The organism is Aegicerativicinus sediminis (assembly GCF_015476115.1).
Taxonomy (GTDB): domain Bacteria; phylum Bacteroidota; class Bacteroidia; order Flavobacteriales; family Flavobacteriaceae; genus Aegicerativicinus; species Aegicerativicinus sediminis.
Window position 1 is genome coordinate 2,864,005 of sequence record NZ_CP064295.1, and the last position, 18,522, is coordinate 2,882,526.

At 35.1% G+C, this 18,522-nt stretch carries 16 protein-coding genes; 5 read left to right on the forward strand and 11 right to left on the reverse strand.

The window, feature by feature from the left end; genetic code table 11:
• Positions 1 to 104 precede the first annotated feature (104 nt).
• The 9 genes from ISU00_RS12370 to lysA form a co-directional block, all read right to left on the reverse strand.
• The gene (locus tag ISU00_RS12370) at positions 105 to 1,052 is read right to left on the reverse strand and encodes an alpha/beta hydrolase family protein (RefSeq protein ID WP_228850977.1); all 948 of its coding nucleotides are present in this window, start codon (positions 1,050 to 1,052) and stop codon (positions 105 to 107) included.
• Complete coding sequence (locus ISU00_RS12375) at positions 1,049 to 2,371, reverse strand: APC family permease (RefSeq protein WP_228850978.1); 1,323 nt, start codon at positions 2,369 to 2,371, stop codon at positions 1,049 to 1,051. Before ISU00_RS12375 ends, ISU00_RS12370 begins: the two co-directional genes overlap by 4 nt.
• A gap of 7 nt (positions 2,372 to 2,378) precedes the next feature.
• On the reverse strand, positions 2,379 to 3,584 hold the full coding sequence (locus ISU00_RS12380; RefSeq protein ID WP_228850979.1) for a DUF1624 domain-containing protein: 1,206 nt from the start codon (positions 3,582 to 3,584) through the stop codon (positions 2,379 to 2,381).
• Between the two features lie 28 nt (positions 3,585 to 3,612).
• Positions 3,613 to 4,938, reverse strand: coding sequence for a DUF418 domain-containing protein (locus ISU00_RS12385; protein WP_228850980.1), 1,326 nt, complete (start codon positions 4,936 to 4,938; stop codon positions 3,613 to 3,615).
• 371 nt (positions 4,939 to 5,309) lie between these two features.
• A complete protein-coding gene (locus ISU00_RS12390; protein ID WP_228850981.1) occupies positions 5,310 to 5,693 on the reverse strand; it encodes a VOC family protein in 384 nt (127 codons plus the stop codon).
• A 62-nt stretch (positions 5,694 to 5,755) separates the two neighbouring features.
• Positions 5,756 to 6,847, reverse strand: a complete 1,092-nt coding sequence (locus tag ISU00_RS12395) for an SRPBCC family protein (RefSeq protein ID WP_228850982.1) — start codon at positions 6,845 to 6,847, stop codon at positions 5,756 to 5,758.
• A 13-nt stretch (positions 6,848 to 6,860) separates the two neighbouring features.
• A complete protein-coding gene (locus ISU00_RS12400) occupies positions 6,861 to 10,019 on the reverse strand; it encodes a VPS10 domain-containing protein (protein WP_228850983.1) in 3,159 nt (1,052 codons plus the stop codon).
• Complete coding sequence (locus ISU00_RS12405; protein WP_228850984.1) at positions 10,016 to 11,158, reverse strand: serine hydrolase; 1,143 nt, start codon at positions 11,156 to 11,158, stop codon at positions 10,016 to 10,018. Before ISU00_RS12405 ends, ISU00_RS12400 begins: the two co-directional genes overlap by 4 nt.
• A gap of 55 nt (positions 11,159 to 11,213) precedes the next feature.
• Positions 11,214 to 12,422, reverse strand: a complete 1,209-nt coding sequence (gene lysA / locus ISU00_RS12410) for a diaminopimelate decarboxylase (protein ID WP_228850985.1) — start codon at positions 12,420 to 12,422, stop codon at positions 11,214 to 11,216.
• A 166-nt stretch (positions 12,423 to 12,588) separates the two neighbouring features.
• Here lysA and sucC point away from each other — a divergent pair, with 166 nt between their 5' ends.
• The 4 genes from sucC (at position 12,589) to ISU00_RS12430 (ending at position 15,074) form a co-directional block, all read left to right on the forward strand.
• A complete protein-coding gene (gene sucC, locus ISU00_RS12415) occupies positions 12,589 to 13,782 on the forward strand; it encodes an ADP-forming succinate--CoA ligase subunit beta (RefSeq protein WP_228850986.1) in 1,194 nt (397 codons plus the stop codon).
• Positions 13,783 to 13,897: 115 nt separating this feature from the next.
• Positions 13,898 to 14,101, forward strand: coding sequence for a hypothetical protein (locus ISU00_RS12420; protein ID WP_228850987.1), 204 nt, complete (start codon positions 13,898 to 13,900; stop codon positions 14,099 to 14,101).
• 8 nt (positions 14,102 to 14,109) lie between these two features.
• Positions 14,110 to 14,415 (forward strand): hypothetical protein, encoded by a 306-nt coding sequence (locus tag ISU00_RS12425; RefSeq protein ID WP_228850988.1) that lies wholly within the window; start codon positions 14,110 to 14,112, stop codon positions 14,413 to 14,415.
• Between the two features lie 308 nt (positions 14,416 to 14,723).
• The gene (locus ISU00_RS12430) at positions 14,724 to 15,074 is read left to right on the forward strand and encodes a hypothetical protein (protein ID WP_228850989.1); all 351 of its coding nucleotides are present in this window, start codon (positions 14,724 to 14,726) and stop codon (positions 15,072 to 15,074) included.
• 50 nt (positions 15,075 to 15,124) lie between these two features.
• Here ISU00_RS12430 and ISU00_RS12435 read toward each other — a convergent pair whose 3' ends face one another.
• Complete coding sequence (locus ISU00_RS12435; RefSeq protein ID WP_228850990.1) at positions 15,125 to 15,937, reverse strand: alpha/beta hydrolase; 813 nt, start codon at positions 15,935 to 15,937, stop codon at positions 15,125 to 15,127.
• 141 nt (positions 15,938 to 16,078) lie between these two features.
• On the opposite strand from ISU00_RS12435, the gene ISU00_RS12440 reads away from it, so the two are divergent.
• Positions 16,079 to 16,480 carry a TerB family tellurite resistance protein gene (locus ISU00_RS12440; RefSeq protein WP_228850991.1) on the forward strand — a complete coding sequence of 134 codons (402 nt, stop codon included), beginning with the start codon at positions 16,079 to 16,081 and terminating at the stop codon, positions 16,478 to 16,480.
• Here ISU00_RS12440 and uvrB read toward each other — a convergent pair.
• Positions 16,477 to 18,480: an excinuclease ABC subunit UvrB gene (uvrB, locus tag ISU00_RS12445; RefSeq protein WP_228850992.1), complete on the reverse strand. Its 2,004-nt coding sequence runs from the start codon at positions 18,478 to 18,480 to the stop codon at positions 16,477 to 16,479. The two genes, ISU00_RS12440 and uvrB, sit on opposite strands and share 4 nt — an antisense overlap.
• Positions 18,481 to 18,522 lie beyond the last annotated feature (42 nt).

The following is an 18,522-nucleotide window of genomic DNA, read 5'->3' on the forward strand; positions in this document are numbered from 1 at the left end:
TTAGAAGTTGTAATAAGTATATGATAGGGGGGAATAGCCTTTTAAATGTACAATAATTAGCATTTCCATAATCATTTTAGTTCAGATTTTTCGTTCATAGACCACTACCTTCCGTGAGGTTCTAGACTTGGCCATGGTTGGTTATTTTTTACATACTTTTCAAAAAATTCTTTTATATCTTCATTGACCTCCTGCCTAAATTCATTAAGTCCATGATCTGTACCTTCATATAAATGAAGTCGGAAGGGGTGTTTTTTTGCATATAGTGAATCGGCCATTTGTAAGGCGTCCAATGGCGACACTCGCCAATCAGCAGTTCCATGTAAGAGCATTAATGGAGTTGTCTTACACAGTTTTTCTGAAAAATAAACTGCGGACCTCGCGCGTAAACTTTCATCTTTTTTGTCTTTGTATTTGGGCACTAGTTGAGAAAAAACATATTCCTCCATTTCCGGCCGCATTTCTATATTTCTATAGGCGTTTGCTAAACCGGCCCCAATAACGGCCGCCTTGAATTTACAGGTTTTTGTAAGAGTAAGATAGGTCATCATTCCGCCTCGACTATGCCCGTAAATACCCATTCGTTCTGTATCGGCTTCCTCCAGTTTTTCAGCTAATGGTATTAGATTGAGAATATCATTCACATCGGCACCACCAAATTCCTCCCTGCCTTCGCTATTAGTGCTGCCTCTATAATTGCTGGCTAATACCACATAGCCCCAACTGGCCAGTTTGTTTAATAATACCGATGCCCTGAAATCAGTCAATTCCCCGAAATCACGGTTGCCTCCTCTGTTATATACAATAACTGGGTAAGTACCTTTTTCTTTTGGTTTGGCCAAATAACCTCTAATGATTAGTCCGTCTGATAGATACCTGATATTATATAACTCGGTTCGCTCCTGATAACTTTTTAGTAGGCTATCATTTTTAATCCTATTTTGAAGACTATCTGGTAAAATTACTCTGTTGGTTTTAAGGAGTGATCCATTTTGTGCTAATCCTATAGTTGAGGAAAATAAAAGGCCAAATAAAAAAATTAGGGTTTTCATTTATTTATGCGTTTACTAATTAGATAGATAAAACTGAATATTACAAACATTAAGAATGTTACTCCCACTTGAGTTGAGGAGGCATGTGCTAAAAAATAGCCTATTACAATTACAGCCAATATTGGGACCAATAAGCCTCCTTTAATTGTAAATTCTTCCTTTTTAGGTGTATATATAAATCTTAATCGAATTACAGCAAGAATTACTCCTAAATAAAGAAGTAATATGGATAAACTTGCAGATTGTGCGAGTTGTTCAAACCCACCAAGGGTTGCTGCCACAAAGCCAGAAAATGTGTATAACATAATAGCATTATGTGGAGTTGCATATTTTTTATGGATTTTGGCCAAAGATTTAGTTGGAATAACTTTATCTCTTGCAAATGCATATAACAGTCGTGGGTTATTGAGGGAAACTCCACTAAGGGTTCCAAACATTGAAATAGCCGCACCAAAGGATAATAAAATAAAGCCAAAACTACCAAAAACAATAAGTGCAGTTTTCGCCAAGGGATCGCCAGTTTGTTGGGCTAAAGAATCACCTAAAACGCCTTGAGCCACTAATTGAACTAACATATAAAAGAGCATTATAATAGCCATGCTCATAAAAATGGCTCTTGGAATGGTTATTCTTGGTTTTATCACTTCACCAGCGACATTCAACCCAACCTCACCTCCTTGAAAAGCAAAAAATAGAATTAAGGCAGTTTCTCCAAGCTGTTTAATAGATGGTAGCGAATCCCAAACCAAGTTATTTAAGATAACATCCTTCCACCCAAAAGAGACGAGTAGTAATAATGGAAGGAGTTTGGCAATAGTGGTGAATTTTACAAGTCCAATTCCTGTTTTAACACCTAAAATATTAATATAGGCCAATCCAAAAAATATGATGGCCAAAAAAGAAATGCGTAACCATGGTTCGTTAAAAATAGGCCAAATTGATGCGCAGACTTCAACTAAAGCATTTGAAACTGCTGCATCTGATAATATGGAACCTACAAGTAGCAAATTTCCACCTAGAAATCCTGCATAAGGTCCAAAGACAGTTTCTATGTAGGTATAAGATCCACCAGTTTTTATAATTTTACTTCCAATTTCAGCAAAACATAGCATTATTAAAATCGCTAGGGCTCCACAGAATAAATAAGCAATAATACTGCTGGAACCCATTTTTTGAGCTATAATAGCGGGTAAAACAAAAATGCCTGCACCTATAACGATATTTATAATGTTAGCCGTTAAACCCCATAATCCAATTTCCTTTTTTAGGTCATCTTCTTGTAATTCTAAAGGTTCGCTAAGATGTGTTTTACGATTCATTTAAATTTTATAGATAACTGAGCCACCATTTTTCCCTATTATTACTTTTATAGATGTCGTATTGTTTGCAAAAGGGATAAAGACCCATAACGACCAAAATCCAAACTATGTAGGTGCCCAACAAACCGAACCCCTCACCAGGTGCCACAAAAAGAAAAGGAATGTTCTTGTTATATTCCATAGCATCGGCAATTGTATTTCCTCTGCTAAAGAAAAATATTGTAGCTACAAAATGAATAACATATAGGTGTATGATGTAATAGAAAAATGCTGTTCTACCAAACACTATTAATACTTTCGATAACCAATTGTCTAATTTTTCAGCTAGGGCCAAAAGAATAAGTGATAAACCTAAGGTGATGCATAAGAATAACAGAGACGGTGGATATTTTGTAACATCTATAAAAGAGAAAAATGTATATAAAAATCCTCTGCCCTGTGGTCCCCAAGGAATTGGATTTCCATAAACATTAGACCATCTTACGATACTAAAAAATATGAGGGCTCCGAAACCAATATAGTAGAGAAGATTTTGTCTGCGTTTTTCTTCAAACGTTGGTTCGTAAAGTTTTCCGATAGCATATCCTAACATCATCACCCCCGTCCAAGGCAAAAAGGGATAAACCATTATGAGATAATGATTATCAATTATTGGGTATAATTTAAACACACCATGGTGAATTAAATCCCACCAAAATCCGGGAGTAAAACCTTCTGCACCCTCTGGATAATCTAAAACATTATGGGTGGCAACAATAAGAATACCGAGAAAAAAGATTAGACTATAGGAAGCTCTAATGGCTTTTAAAACACCAATTACTACCATGCTTATACCAATGGCCCATATAACTTGGAATATTAAAAGGTTGAACCCAGGGTTGAAGGTCCATGCGAAGGTAATTAAGGTTAATTCCACCAAAATAAGCCAGAATCCACGTTTTATTAAAAATATACTCAATTGCCTATCTGCCTTTCTTAAACTCTGTAAGTAAATGGATGTTCCAGATAGAAAAACAAAAGTTGGGGCGCATAAATGGGTTATCCAACGAGTAAAAAAAAGTAGTGGAGTCGTAGTGTCTAAATTAAGTGGGTCGTCTATATTGGCTTCTAAATGAAAAAAATCGCGGACATGGTCTAATGCCATGATTACCATAACAAATCCTCTTAATATGTCTATCGACAAGATTCGCTTTTTAATTACCTTTTCTGTCATTTTATTAACGTTGAAATGAAATTCTGGTTTAATCTACTCCAGTGTCTTTTGTGCTTGAAATTTTAAATTGTTGTTTCTTTCCATAAGTCAATGAGCGCCACAACCATTCAAATGGACCATATTTAAAATATTTCAACCAAATGGGACTGTAGATTAATTGTGCAATCCAGATGGCAAAAACAATGTAATACAATTCATGACGCTCCAATTTTCCGAACATGCTAAATCCAAACCCTAGGAATATAATGCCCGTAATAATAGAATGCATCAAATAATTGGTTAAAGCCATTCTACCAACAGCTGCTAATGATTTTTGCAAGAATTTTAAAATCCCTGATTTTACAAATAGCATTATTAAACCAATATGCCCCATTGTCATGGTGAGTCTACCTATATCGTAAGTTAGGCTTGTTTTGGCAGAAACCATAGGGTCGAAATTTGAACTTATTAGCGCACTCGTTTCATAATAATTTATGGAAAGTCCGATAGCATACCCTATAGCCATCATTATCAGATAGAACTTATTAGATTTTTCTGCATGGAATATCCGTAATTTGAAAAAAGCCATGCCCAATATCATAAACGCGATAATGTCATAAAAGAAGTAGCGGTACATAACATAGGTTTGCATAAATTGATTTTCTTTAACCTTATGCAATACATTAGACCAATATCCTTCATGCCTGGCTGCAATTTCCTCTTGTAATTCCTCTTCAGATTTTTTGTTGGTAATTTTTTCCCATTTTTCAAATGCTGCGGTTTGTTCTGGGTTTAGTGAATCTCCTTGTTTTTTAAGTGCTGCCGCTTCTAGGCCTTCAACCTTTTGAGTTTTCATATTTTGGTAATCACTAAAATTCCAAAGAGTACCTAAAAAAAGAATTATTAAACCCCCAATGATCAAATTTTTGGGAACAATATTTCGCAAAGGAAATAGGAACAAGCCGCACAAAGCATATGGATAAAGAATTTCGCCGTCCCATAGCAAAAGGTAAACATGTATGAGTCCGAAGATAAAAAGCCATATGATCCTCCTGTAATAGATATCCGCAGTATTAATTCCTGCACCATTTTTTTCTAATCGACTAGTTAGAAGAATTACTCCTGCACCAAACAGCATTGAAAACATCCCTCTCATGGTGCCTTCGAAAAACATATTGGTCATAATCCAAGATTTTAGATTCCATCCATCGGCACCGCCATAAACGGTAGGGTCACTATAGGCGAATGGTAATCCCATGCCTGCAATATTCATAAGCAGAATTCCAAGTAATGCAATTCCTCGAATTACATCTAATGAATTAATTCGATTAGCCGCTTGGACCGGCTGAAATTTTGATTGGACTGTTGATAGCATATTGAAAGTTATAAAGGTTGGTTACGAGGTGATAGGGTAGGTAGTACAGCCGTAGAGACTGGAAGGAAATCAGAGGCAGAGATTTTATACAGAAGTTAATAGAGAGTTTAAATAAGAGCACTCTAAACCATTTCGAAAGTGGTTTAAAAATTAAATTATTACAAACAAAAAACTGCAGTAAGTTTTGCAACATTCTAATAATTCATTATTCCAATAAATAAGGTAAGTCAGGAATATGGGGTATGCCAAATTGTATAAAATAGTCCTTTGGGGATTATTCGATAATTCTAGTGGAGATGAATAAAGATAGAAAAAAAGGAATACAAAGAGCGAATTTTATTACATCTGTAATTGGAAAAGATGTTTGTTACCTAATAAGAGGCGTCATTAATTTCTAGCCAATGTCCATTCGGGTCTCGGAAAAATACCTGTCGCACGCCATCCGCACGTTCACTTATGGCATTTAAATCTCCTCGGAAATTTCCATATGGAATATTTAATTGATGTAGTCGATTTAAGACTTCATCAAATTGGTCGGTAACAAAGGCATAATGCTGTTCCTTATTTTTGGGACGACCTATATCCTCTGTTTTTATTAAATGAAGTTGGGTATGGCCGCCAATTCCAAACCAACGCAATTTAGGGTTATTTCCAGGTGTGGGAATGTCCTCTAATCCAAATACATTTTTGTAGAATTCTCCACTGGAGTGTAAATCTGCAGCGGGTATTGCGATATGGTCGAATTTTAATTTCATAATGCTAACTTAATTAAAAATATACCGAATATTCTTTAAAACCTATATTCAATCTGTTAGGATTAGGAAGAGGAAATAAACCTAGCCAATAATCGATGAAAATGATGCACGCCTTGTTCTCTTTTTGGGGAAAAACGGCCAGTTGAATAAAAACGAGATTGTACACCTTTTTGAACTTGTTCAACAACAAATTCATCTTCTTTCTCCACTTTGTCTAATAAGGCACCGGCACCTTTGTCTAATTTACTCTCATCATTCACATAAGTAATAAATGATACCTTGGTTTTATTTATACTAATTGGGGAAACTATATTTATTGATAAGCCCCAAGGATAAAAATTGAACATCATATTGGGAAAAACCCAAAAATAATAGGCTGCAACATGTTTGCCATAATCCTCATGGTTTTCAGGCAAATTGAACACTTCCTCGTCTTCATCGGCATAACCTATTTGGAGCGAGGCATAATTGTGTAATTCGGTTGTATAATTGCCGTAATCTAATACACTATTAAGATCTTCATGAACAAAAGGAATGTGGAAACCTTCCAAATAATTATCACAATAGAGTGCCCAATGACAATTAACCTCATAGTCCTTATTTCGGCTTTTATACTCATAGAAAGAAAGTAGAGGGAGAAAACCAATTTTTTTTGCCATAATTTTTACAATTTCATCAAAATCGAAGGAAGGTTTTAGACCAACAAAAATGAAGGGTTCCATAGTACCGACCAAGAACTGTTTCAAATTGTCACAAGGTCTAGGGAAATTTTCAGCGTCCTCAAATTCAGGCATAGATTTAAAAGTACCATCTATTGAAAATCGGCGTCCATGGTACATACAACGTAAATCTGACAATTGACCAGAATCATGAACAACTAAATTCCCTCGATGGGTACAAACATTACTAATACAATTAATCCTATTAAGATGATCTTTAGACAATAATAAAGGTTCATTAACGTAATTTTCTAAATACATGAAGGGATGAACAAAACCGGCAAAGGGCACTAAATTTTCATGTCCCACATATTGCCATGTTTTTAAAAACACCTTTTCTTTAAGGGCCTCAAACACTGTCTCGCTTCTGTAGAACTCCGTAGGCAGAGTTTCCGCCAAGTTTATGTTAGGATGGACATGAAAATCTAAACTCATTATGTCTTGAAAATTAATTTTTTAATATAAGTGCAGGCAATTCTAACTGTTTATATAGTTTATTGTAATCAGACATTTCATGAAGCAGGACATTATCATGTTCCTTTTTAACTTCCAGCCACTCTTTTTTTAAATCTTCAAACCGGTCTTTTGAGCCTTTAGTTACCCTCGGATCTTCTTCATCAAGAGATCCTTTAAGATACATCAATTCGGCATTTAGTTTGTTATTGAAATTAATAACATCTTGAAAGGTTTTTTGATCTGGTTGGATTAGGTTTTTTTCCCATTCATCAATTCGCTTTACCAGTGATTGACCTAATCTAACCAATGAATCTGCACTTTTTTCGGTCTCTAATAAATTAATATCATCCTTTAATTGAGAACGAACGGAGCGCATTGCATTTACAGCATCGTGTACTTTTCGGATTAAATCGTCAATTTGAGAAAGATAAGATTGTTGTTCTTCAAAGTCTTTCGCTGTGGTATCGATTTTTGGATTTGGTAATAATGTAAACGACTTTTCTTGCCTCTCCTCATTCAAACTTATTCTTACACTATAATTTCCGGGAGGGTAAGAATGGCCTTGATAATCACCATATACAAAAACACCGTTTACCCCAGGTAAATCGTTACCCATAAAATCCCATTGAATTCTGTTGAAGCCTACTTTGGTTGGAATTGGTTTTGGTTTAGATGGTCCACCAACCCATGTTTTGAACTCTTTATTTTCTTTATTGCTATAACTTCGAATTACTTTATTGTCTATCAAGATGTCTATTGTGACTTCCAAGGTGTCTTTGCCTTCAGGGATAAAATAATCGATGGAAACACCTGAATTAGGATTTGATCCTGCAAAATTTTGTGGTTCAGAGTTCCCTCTATATCTTATTCTGTAAGTATTTTTTGGTTGGAATAAGGTAACCTCTTCATACCCATTCCCATTTCGTAATTGAGTTCCACTGACATTATCCAAAATCCAAAAGGACCTACCGGCCGTTGCGGCAACTAAATCGGAATCTTTGAAAATTAAATCATTAATTGGAACAATTGGAAGATTCAATTGAAATTTACTCCAGTTATTACCATCATCAGTTGAAACAAATAAGCCGGTTTCGGTACCAGCATATAATACTCCTTTAACATTTGGATCCTCCCTTACTACTCTAGGAAAAGAATGAGGTTCATTTAGGCCATTGACAATTTTTTTCCAGCTTTTTCCATAATCCGTGGTTTTGTAGACATAGGGAGCTAGGTCCATAAATTTATATCTCATTAAAACAATATAAGCTGTAGCCTTATCATGAGGTGAAATTTCAATACTGTTTATAATTCCCTCTGGTAAATTTTTTGGTGTAATGTTTTCCCAATTAGCTCCTCCATCTTTTGTAAGATGTACTAAACCATCATCAGAGCCTGTATATAAAACACCTTTCTCGTGTGTTGACTCTACTAGATACATAATGGTATTATAATTTTCTCCACCTGCTGCTTCATTAGTATATGGTCCACCTCCCGGGCCTTGCTTATCTTTTTCATTACGTGTTAAATCAGGGCTTATAATACTCCAGCTTAAACCCGTATCGGTAGTTTTAAATACACGATTACCTGCATGGTAAATGGTATTCCTATCATGTGGTGAACTAATGATTGGGGCATTCCAGTTGAATCTGAATTTAAAATCAACGGGGGCCTTACTTAGGGCCAATTCAGGATATTCCTTAATTGATTTTGAAACTTTTGTACGAACATTTATACGTTCAATAATACCTTGATAACAACCGCCATAGACTATTTCTGGATTGTCAGGATCAAAAGCCAAAAATGCACTTTCACAACCAGGTCCTTCAATCCAATCTTTCCAACCAATTTCCCCATCTTTTGAGGCACTACTGATGATAACGGAAGAATTGTCTTGTTGTCCTCCATAAATTCTATAAGGTATTTGATTATCGGTAATAACCCTATAAAATTGTGAAGTAGGTTGATTGGTTTGGGTACTCCAGCTTTTACCATCATTAAAGGTTATGTTTGCGCCACCATCATTAGAATTAATGTAATTGGTATTATCGTAAGGGTTTATCCATAAATCATGTGTATCACCGTGTGGCACTGGAACATTTTGAAATGACCTTCCGCCGTCAATGGATTTCATAACTGGGGCGTTTAGTACATAGACTGTATTCTCATTAATTGGATCTGCGAAAATCTCCATATAATACCAAGAACGGGTAATATTAATACGGTCTTTATTAATCTGTTTCCAAGTTTTTCCTGCATCGTCTGATCTATAAACTCCAGCTTTTTCTCCTTCGGCTTCTAGAACTGCAAATATGCGTTCAGGATTGGCCCTTGAAACTGATATGCCAGATTTTCCAAATTCCTCCGGTAATCCCTTCGAGAGTTTTTCCCAGGTATCACCTCCATCAGTCGATTTGTATAATCCAGAGTTTTTTCCACCTGAAGTTATGGTCCAAGGTTTTCTTTCGTGTTGCCACATTGAAGCGTATAAAATAGTGGGGTTTGTCATGTCCATGCTAAGCGCACTAGCACCGGTTATATCGTCTATATATAATGTTTTAGACCAAGATTTACCACCATCAATTGTTTTATAAACACCTCTATCAGATGATGGTCCAAATTGCGCACCTTGAACGGATACTAAAATAATGTCGGGATTTTTTGGATGAATAATAATATCTGAAATATGTCGAGAATTATCTAAACCGATATGTTTCCAGGTTTTGCCGGCATCCATCGATTTGTACACTCCATCTCCCATAGACGTCATTACCCCTCTCGCTGCATGTTCACCCATACCGACAATTACAACGTTAGGATTGCTTTCTGAAACGGAAACGGCGCCTACGGAACCAGTTTTAAAATACCCATCTGAAATATTTTTCCAAGTGGTACCTGCATCTGTAGTTTTCCAAAGTCCTCCACCAGTACTTCCAAAATAATATGTCTGTGGATTTCCTATTACACCTGTACAAGCAACGCTTCTGCCTCCCCTAAAGGGACCAATGTTGCGCCACTTTAAATTATGGTAAATGGAATCTGTTAAAATTGATTTTGATTGGTTTGCTTGTTTTGCTTGTTTTCTCTTGCTTTGACCAGATAAGGGTAAACTAAGTGTGGAACAAATAAGAATTAATAAGGTAATTTGTTTCATTTATGAGTAGTTAAATATTCATGTATTTCCCGTCCTAACTGAGCCAAAAAAGGAATCCCAATTTCATCATAATCATACTGATTGTCATTGAGTATACCGTTTTGGTTTACATACAATGTGGCTGATAAAATATATTCAATATCCTGACCGAAATCTTTAATAAAAGAGCAATCGGTCAATGTGCCATAAGCATAGCCAACTTTGTTATAAATTTTTATGGACCTAGGCATTGTTTCTTTTGAATCACCGAACAAGAAAAATTTACCAAAACTATCATGAAATTTTCGTTGGTCGAAACCGGCATCTCTAGGTAAATTTTGCATTAATTTAAGAAGTGTTTTATGTTGATTATCAGTTATTTTAAATTGTTTATCTGTTTTAAAAGTTGAAGGGTAAATTACTCGTTTCATTATATTATGTAGCGTTTGAAGAGGGAGATAGTTCTTTTTTGAAAAATCCATTGGTTCTTCCACGAGTAACGTATCAGAATAGTATGCTTTGCCATTAAATATACCATCCATTTGAAGAGGTTTCACTGGTCTTGAATTTTCGTTCTTTACTACATATTCATTGCCTTTTTTAGGTTTGAAATGGAGACTTTTATTAATGGTGTCTGTAGAATTGGGAGTAGACAATCGATGTTCTATTTTCACGGGGCCTACTTCAAGTTCCCTTAGGCGTTGGTTTATGTTTTCTTTTCCTAAAAATTCAAATAAGCGATTAAAGGCTTCATTGCTACTAATGGCAAAAATGTTTTTAATGTCATTGAAAATTGAATGTTCAATACTGTCACCATCAATTACATAAGGTGTTTCTAAATCAATACTTTCAATAGAATTTATTTTTTCAATTGCCAATACGGCAATTGGAAATTTCACAGTACTTGCAGGATAGTAGTATGAACTGTCATTAACTTGAAATGAATAATCAGTAAATGAAACGGAATCACCATTTTTAGTTATTGTGGTCAACAAAATTTGCAAATTGTATTGCTGTAAATTGTTTGTTACTTTTTCAATTTTAGGAGAGTTAGAGGCTAGGGCAATTTGTAAAATATCCTGCCCAAAACCAAGATTACATATTAAGACAAAAGGAATTGATAAAATAAGGGACCTCATAAAAAAGAAGATGGTTTCCATAAATATATGAAAACCATCTAGAATTATTGATACCCGGAAACAGGGGTTATAGGCTCTAGAATGCTTCTAGTTCTATTTGATTTCGAAGAATATCCTCAAAAGATTCTTGTTTTCTAATTAAATGGGCTTTGCCTTTATACCAAAGCACCTCAGCAGGTCTATAGCGACTGTTATAATTACTGGCCATTGTAAAACAATATGCCCCAGCATTTTTAAAACATAAAATATCTCCCTCACTAATTTCAGTAATTCTTCGGTTATTGGCAAACGTATCTGTTTCACAGATGTAACCAACGACTGAATAAAAACGTTCTCTTCCGGCAGGGTTAGAAATGTTCTCAATCTCATGTTTTGAGCCATATAACATTGGTCTTATCAAATGATTAAAACCTGAATCGACTTGCGCAAATACAGTCGAGGTTGTTTGCTTAACGACATTCACTTTGGTAAGAAAGAAACCACTCTCACTCACTAAAAATTTACCCGGTTCAAAAGCAAGGGTTAAGGTTTTACCATATTCTTTACAGAACTGATTAAAACGTTTTGTCAATTTTTCTCCTAGCTCCTCTATGTTTGTTTCAATATCTCCTTTACTATAAGGAACTTTAAAACCTGACCCGAAATCCATGAATTCCAAATCCGGAAAGTGTTTTGCAGTATCAAACAAAATTTCGGAAGCATAAAGGAACACGTCTATATCTAAAATGTCACTTCCGGTATGCATGTGAATACCATTAATGGTCATTTTAGTATTTTCTACTATTCTTAGTAATAATGGAATTTGGTGAATAGAAATTCCAAATTTACTATCAATATGTCCCACTGAAATATTGGTGTTACCACCGGCCATTACATGTGGATTAATACGTATGCAAACAGGAACTTTTGGGTGCTTAGCACCAAACTGTTCAAGTATTGATAAATTATCAATATTAATTTGTACACCCATAGCAGAAACTTCTTCAATTTCTTTTAAAGAAACCCCATTGGGTGTAAAAATGATGTCCTTTGGATTAAATCCAGCTTTCAGACCTAATTGAACCTCTTGTATAGATACGGTGTCGAGACCTGAACCTAATGAATTAAAGAGCTTTAGGACAGAAATATTTGAAAGCGCCTTCGTAGCATAATTAATTTTCAACTTCTTCACCTTACTGAAAGCTGAGCTAAGACGTTTGTATTGAGAAACTATTTTCTCAGCGTCATAAACATAAACCGGACTTCCGAATTCCTCTGCAATTTTCAGTAAAGTGTTATTTTCCATAGTGTTAAAAATTTAATTAAGGCGCAAAATTAGAGCTTTTTTCTAATTGGTTTTCTAAAAAATCAATAGTTTTCTTTAAAATGAATTTTACATGGGTATTAATTAGGTTAGAAATTGGTAAAAAGCCGTTGTATCCTTAATTTTGTGACTTCAAATTTTAATCAGAATGAATTTACACGAATACCAAGGAAAAGAGATTCTAAGCTCCTACGGAGTGCGCATTCAGCGCGGCATCGTTGCACAAAACAAACATGAGGCTGTAGCTGCAGCTAAACAGTTAACTGCAGAAACAGGAACAGGTTGGCATGTTGTTAAGGCACAGATACATGCGGGTGGCCGCGGTAAAGGTGGTGGTGTAAAATTGGCCAAAAATATTAAGGAGGTTGAAGAGATTGCAGGAGAAATCATTGGAATGAACTTGATAACTCCCCAAACCTCAAAAGAAGGTAAAAAAGTTCACCAGGTTCTAATTGCGGAAGACGTATATTATCCAGGGGATAGCGAACCAGAAGAATTTTATATGTCGGTTCTTTTAAATAGGGCTAAGGGACGTAACATGATTATGTATTCTACTGAAGGAGGTATGGATATTGAAACAGTTGCCGAGAAAACTCCCCATTTAATCTTTACTGAGGAAGTAGATCCAGCTGTTGGTCTTATGCCATTTCAAGCTAGAAGAGTTGCCTTTAACTTGGGGCTTTCTGGTACAGCCTTTAAAGAAATGGTGAAATTTGTTACTGCTTTATACACGGCCTATATTAAATCTGACGCCTCACTTTTTGAAATCAATCCTGTTTTAAAAACAAGTGATGATAAGATTATGGCCGTTGATGCGAAAGTTACTATAGATGATAATGCACTATATAGACATAAGGATTATGTAGATCTTCGCGATTTAAGAGAAGAAAATCCAATTGAGGTTGAAGCTAAAGAAGTTGGTCTAAATTATGTGGATTTAGATGGAAACGTTGGATGTATGGTGAACGGAGCAGGATTGGCAATGGCAACTATGGACCTAATTAAACAAGCTGGAGGCGAACCTGCAAACTTCCTTGATGTGGGTGGTACAGCAGATGCGAAGAGGGTAGAGGCAGCCTTTAGGATCATTTTAAAAGATCCGAATGTAAAAGCAATCCTTATAAATATTTTTGGTGGTATTGTGCGTTGTGATAGAGTAGCACAAGGTGTGGTAGATGCTTATAAAAATATGGGAGATTCTATAAAAGTTCCGATTATTGTTAGATTACAAGGAACCAATGCAGATTTGGCAAAAGAACTTATTGATAATTCCGGTTTGGATGTATTAAGTGCTACTGAATTTCAGGAAGCGGCAGATAAAGTTCAAGCTGTTTTAAGCTAATATCTTTTTATATTAAATTATAAACCAGCCATAGGCTGGTTTTTTTATGAACGTATATTGACAAAAATTGAATTAAACAATTTGTATCTTCGATTTAATCTTTAAATAATTTGACGTGAATAAACTTATTAAAAACATATTGTTCGCCTTGGGCATTGGCCTTTTGATTTATGGCATTTATACACTAATTGCTCCAGAAGCTTCTTTAAAGATTGGTAATTTTGGTATTGAGGCCCAGGATAATACCAATTCATATATAACTATTGGTCTTGGAATTTTGGCTTTGGGTATTGCAGCTATTGGTGGAAAAGGGAAATAATTGTTTAAATGGATTTACCCAAAACCATTGAAGATTTTAAGGATACTTTAGGTAACGGAACCCCACCTGAGTCTTGGAGCCTTCAGTTAAAATGTTTGTGGTATGATGCAAATAATGAATGGCAAAAAGCACATGACATTGCACAGGATATGGATAATATTATTGGCAGTTGGTTGCATGCCTACTTACATAGGGGAGAAGGAGACCAATGGAATGCCGATTATTGGTATCGAAAGGCTAATCGAAAATCTCCAAAAAACAGTCTCGATGAAGAATTTGAAAATATTCTAAGCTATATTCTTTCCAATAAATAGTCAGGTAATTTTTTCTTAAATCAATACCTTAACAATTACTTCATTTTAAGGTTACTTGTGTTAAAGTAAAGCGGAATACTTTTGAGTTAAATAAAAACCGATTCCGTGATTCTTTTATTTAAGATTATTTTAACTCAATCACTGTTAAAAGAGGTAACTATCTTGTTAACAGTTATATATATTTCACATCAAATATTGAGTTATTCACATCATTGCGATGTTAATTAGTGTTAAATAGAAAAATACTATGTAACAATCGTGATAACTTATCGTCTATAAAGTACAATCAATTATTAAAACGAACAATTATGAAAACAATCAAAAGTTTAGTACTAGTTGCAATTATGGCAGTAAGTACAGTAGTCACAGCAAGCAATCCCAACGCAGCAGAAAATTCAAAAATTGAAAACCAAAAAATTGGTAAAGAAATTCAAGCATTATTAGAAAATCCAAGGCTTGAAATTAATGAAGAGATTCAAACTCATGCAATGGTTGCCTTAACAGATAATGGCGAGTTGGTAGTTCTTTCAGTTGAGTCTACTAATGAAGCTGTTCAGGCTTACATTAAGAATCGCTTGAACTACAAAAAAATTGGATGTAACTATAAAGGTTCTGACGATTTATTTAAAGTTCCCGTAAGAATCAAACCAGGTGTCTAACCTATTTTTATAAAAAAAGCCGGAGAAATTTCTCCGGCTTTTTTTTGAATCTAATTTTTATTTTTCTTGTTCAGCCATTGTATTGCCTGAGGAAAGGCTTCGGACCAAGTCTTTTCATTATGTTCTGCATTAATTACAATATGTTGGTGAATTTTTAATTTTGGTTGAAGCCTTTTTAATAGGCTTATCATACGCTTCATATCTTCTACCATATTTTCGCCTTCTTGATCACCAACCATAAAATATACTTTTCCTTTTAATTCAATGTTATAGTCTTTTATATAATTGAAAATTTCCTCTGAAAACCAGAATGATGGTGAGAATACCCCTGCATTTCCAAACACTTTAGGGTGTTTGAAAATTGCATAAAATGAAATTAGGCCCCCCAGGGAAGAACCGAATATGGTAGTATGCTTTTTGTTTTGTTTTGTTTTATAGTTTGAATCTACATATGGTTTCAAAGTATTTACAATAAAATCTAAATATTTATCCCCCATACCTCCGCCATACTTATCATTACCAAAAGGGGTTAATTCATCAATCCGCTTTTCACCTCCATGTTCAATTCCTATAATAATAGCTTGGCAGGTATTATTTGAATCGAAATATTCATCTATTTTCCACTCTCCTGCATATGACGTTTCACGATCAAAAAGGTTTTGACCATCATGCATATAAATTACTGGATAGCGTTTTCTAGAATTTTGATAATCTGCGGGTAAATACACCCAAATTTTTTTGTTAATTTTTAGTTGCGGTGCATATAGCTCAAAATTGCTAACATTTTGTGAAACAGTGCTTTGAGGATAAATTGAAGTCGAAATAACCGACAAAAGAACGAAGATAATTACCGTTAATCTCATAGGTTTAATATAAGGTGATTGATGAACGTAAAATTTATTCGATTAAGTACGAAAAACTTTTCGATAAGATACATTATATCAACGACAACAACATTTTCATTCTAATTAACTTTATATCAGTATAACACAGGCTACCTCACTATGATAAATCGAGAAGAAAAATTGAGTTTGCTGTCAGAAATGATTGCTTTTGCCCAAACCGATGCGAATATTAAATCAATAGAATACAGATTTCTTTTGGGAGTGGCTAAGCAATTGGAAATTTCCAGAGAAGATTTCGATTATCTATTTGAGCATCCTGTAACCTACGTTCACCTTAAATCGCATAGCGAAAGAATTGTTCAGTTTCACCGCCTTGTTTTATTAATGAACCTAGATTGTAATAGTACCGATAAAGAATTGGTTAAACTTCACAATTTTGGTTTAAGGATGGGGCTGGGTCATGAAGCAATAAATAAGGTATTGGATTTAATGGAAAGTTTTCCGGATAAAATTGTACCACCAGATTTCTTAATCGATATTTTTAAGATTCAATACAACTAAATTTTTAAGGTTTCCAATTTTTCTTGATAGGCTTTCAGTTCATCTCTAAAACGAGCTGCCTCCATAAAATCAAGTGCTTTGGCAGCTTGTTCCATTTGTTTTCTCTTTTCCCTAATTTTTTTCTCTAATTCTGGTTTTGTAAGATATTCACTTTCTGGTTCCGCGGCCTTTCTTGCGTCTAATTCATATTTATAAGTGCTAACTGAATTCTTGGCCAAAACATTATCTAAGCTCTTATTTAAGGCCTTAGGGGTTATATTATGCTCCTTATTGAAAGCTAATTGTTTGTCACGTCTATAATTGGTTTCGTCAATGGTTTTTTGCATACTATCAGTAATGATATCGGCGTACATAATTGCTTTACCATTTAAATGCCTTGCCGCTCTACCCACGGTTTGTGTAAGGCTTCGATTAGATCGTAAAAAACCTTCTTTATCAGCATCTAATATTGCTACTAAGGAAACTTCCGGTAAATCTAATCCTTCTCTTAGTAAATTTACCCCAACCAACACATCGAAAAGTCCTTTCCTCAAATCTTGCATAATTTCAACACGTTCCAAAGTATCCACATCACTATGTATATAACGACATCTTATTTGAATCCGCTCTAAGTATTTTGTTAGTTCCTCAGCCATGCGCTTGGTTAAGGTGGTCACCAAAACACGTTCGTCTTTCTCAACCCTTTGTTGAATTTCTTCAATGAGGTCGTCAATTTGGTTAAGGCTAGGTCTAACTTCTATAATTGGATCCAATAAGCCTGTCGGCCGAATAACTTGTTCCACATAAACTCCGCTAGACTTTTGAAGTTCATAATCAGCTGGGGTTGCACTCACATAAATAACCTGATTCTGTAGGGCCTCAAATTCTTCAAATTTTAAGGGCCTATTGTCCATCGCGGCAGGCAAACGAAATCCATACTCAACCAGATTTTCTTTTCTGCTACGATCACCCCCATACATTGCATGTACCTGGGAAATCGTAACGTGGCTTTCATCAACAACCATTAAATAATCCTTAGGGAAATAATCCAGCAGGCAGAAAGGCCGGGTGCCCGGTGGTCGTCCATCGAGGTAGCGGGAATAATTCTCAATCCCTGAACAGTAACCTAGTTCACGGATCATTTCGAGATCAAATTCTGTACGTTCTTTAAGTCGTTTTGCCTCTAGGTGCTTGCCAATTTCCTTAAAATAATCGTGTTGTTTAACTAAGTCATCCTGAATTTCATGAATTGCATTTTGAAGAACCTCTGGAGACGTTACAAACATGTTGGCAGGATAAATATTCAAACGATCATATCGCTCAATTACAGCATTAGTTTCAACGTTGAAGGCTTCAATTTCTTCTATTTCATCTCCAAAAAAGTGTATTCGGAAGGCATTGTCAGAATAACCAGGGAAAATGTCAACGGTATCTCCCTTTATTCGAAAGTTACCATTGCTAAAATTTGCTTCAGTCCTAGAATAGAGACTTTGCACAAACTGTTGTAGCAGTTTAGTTCTAGGGATAACCTGATCACGTTCGATTGTAATGACATTCTTTTGAAACTCTATTGGGTTTCCAATTCCATATAAACAAGAAACAGAGGCCACTACGATTACATCTCTTCGTCCTGAAAGGAGTGAAGAGGTCGTACTCAGTCTCATTTTTTCAATTTCCTCATTAATTGAAAGGTCCTTTTCAATATAGGTGCCCGTTACTGGAATATAAGCCTCCGGCTGGTAATAATCGTAATAGGATACAAAATACTCCACCGCATTATCTGGAAAAAATTGTTTGAATTCAGAATATAATTGCGCAGCAAGAGTTTTATTGTGAGCCAATACCAAGGTCGGTCTTTGAACATTTTCAATAACATTTGCTACTGTAAAGGTTTTCCCAGAACCAGTAACGCCTAATAGCGTTTGGTATTTTTCTTTGTTATTGATGCCCTCGGTTAATTGTCTGATTGCTTCAGGTTGATCCCCGGTAGGTTTGAAAGAAGATTCAATTTTAAATCGCATTCAACAAATTTACGATTTATAAATATTCTTAAATGCTGAACA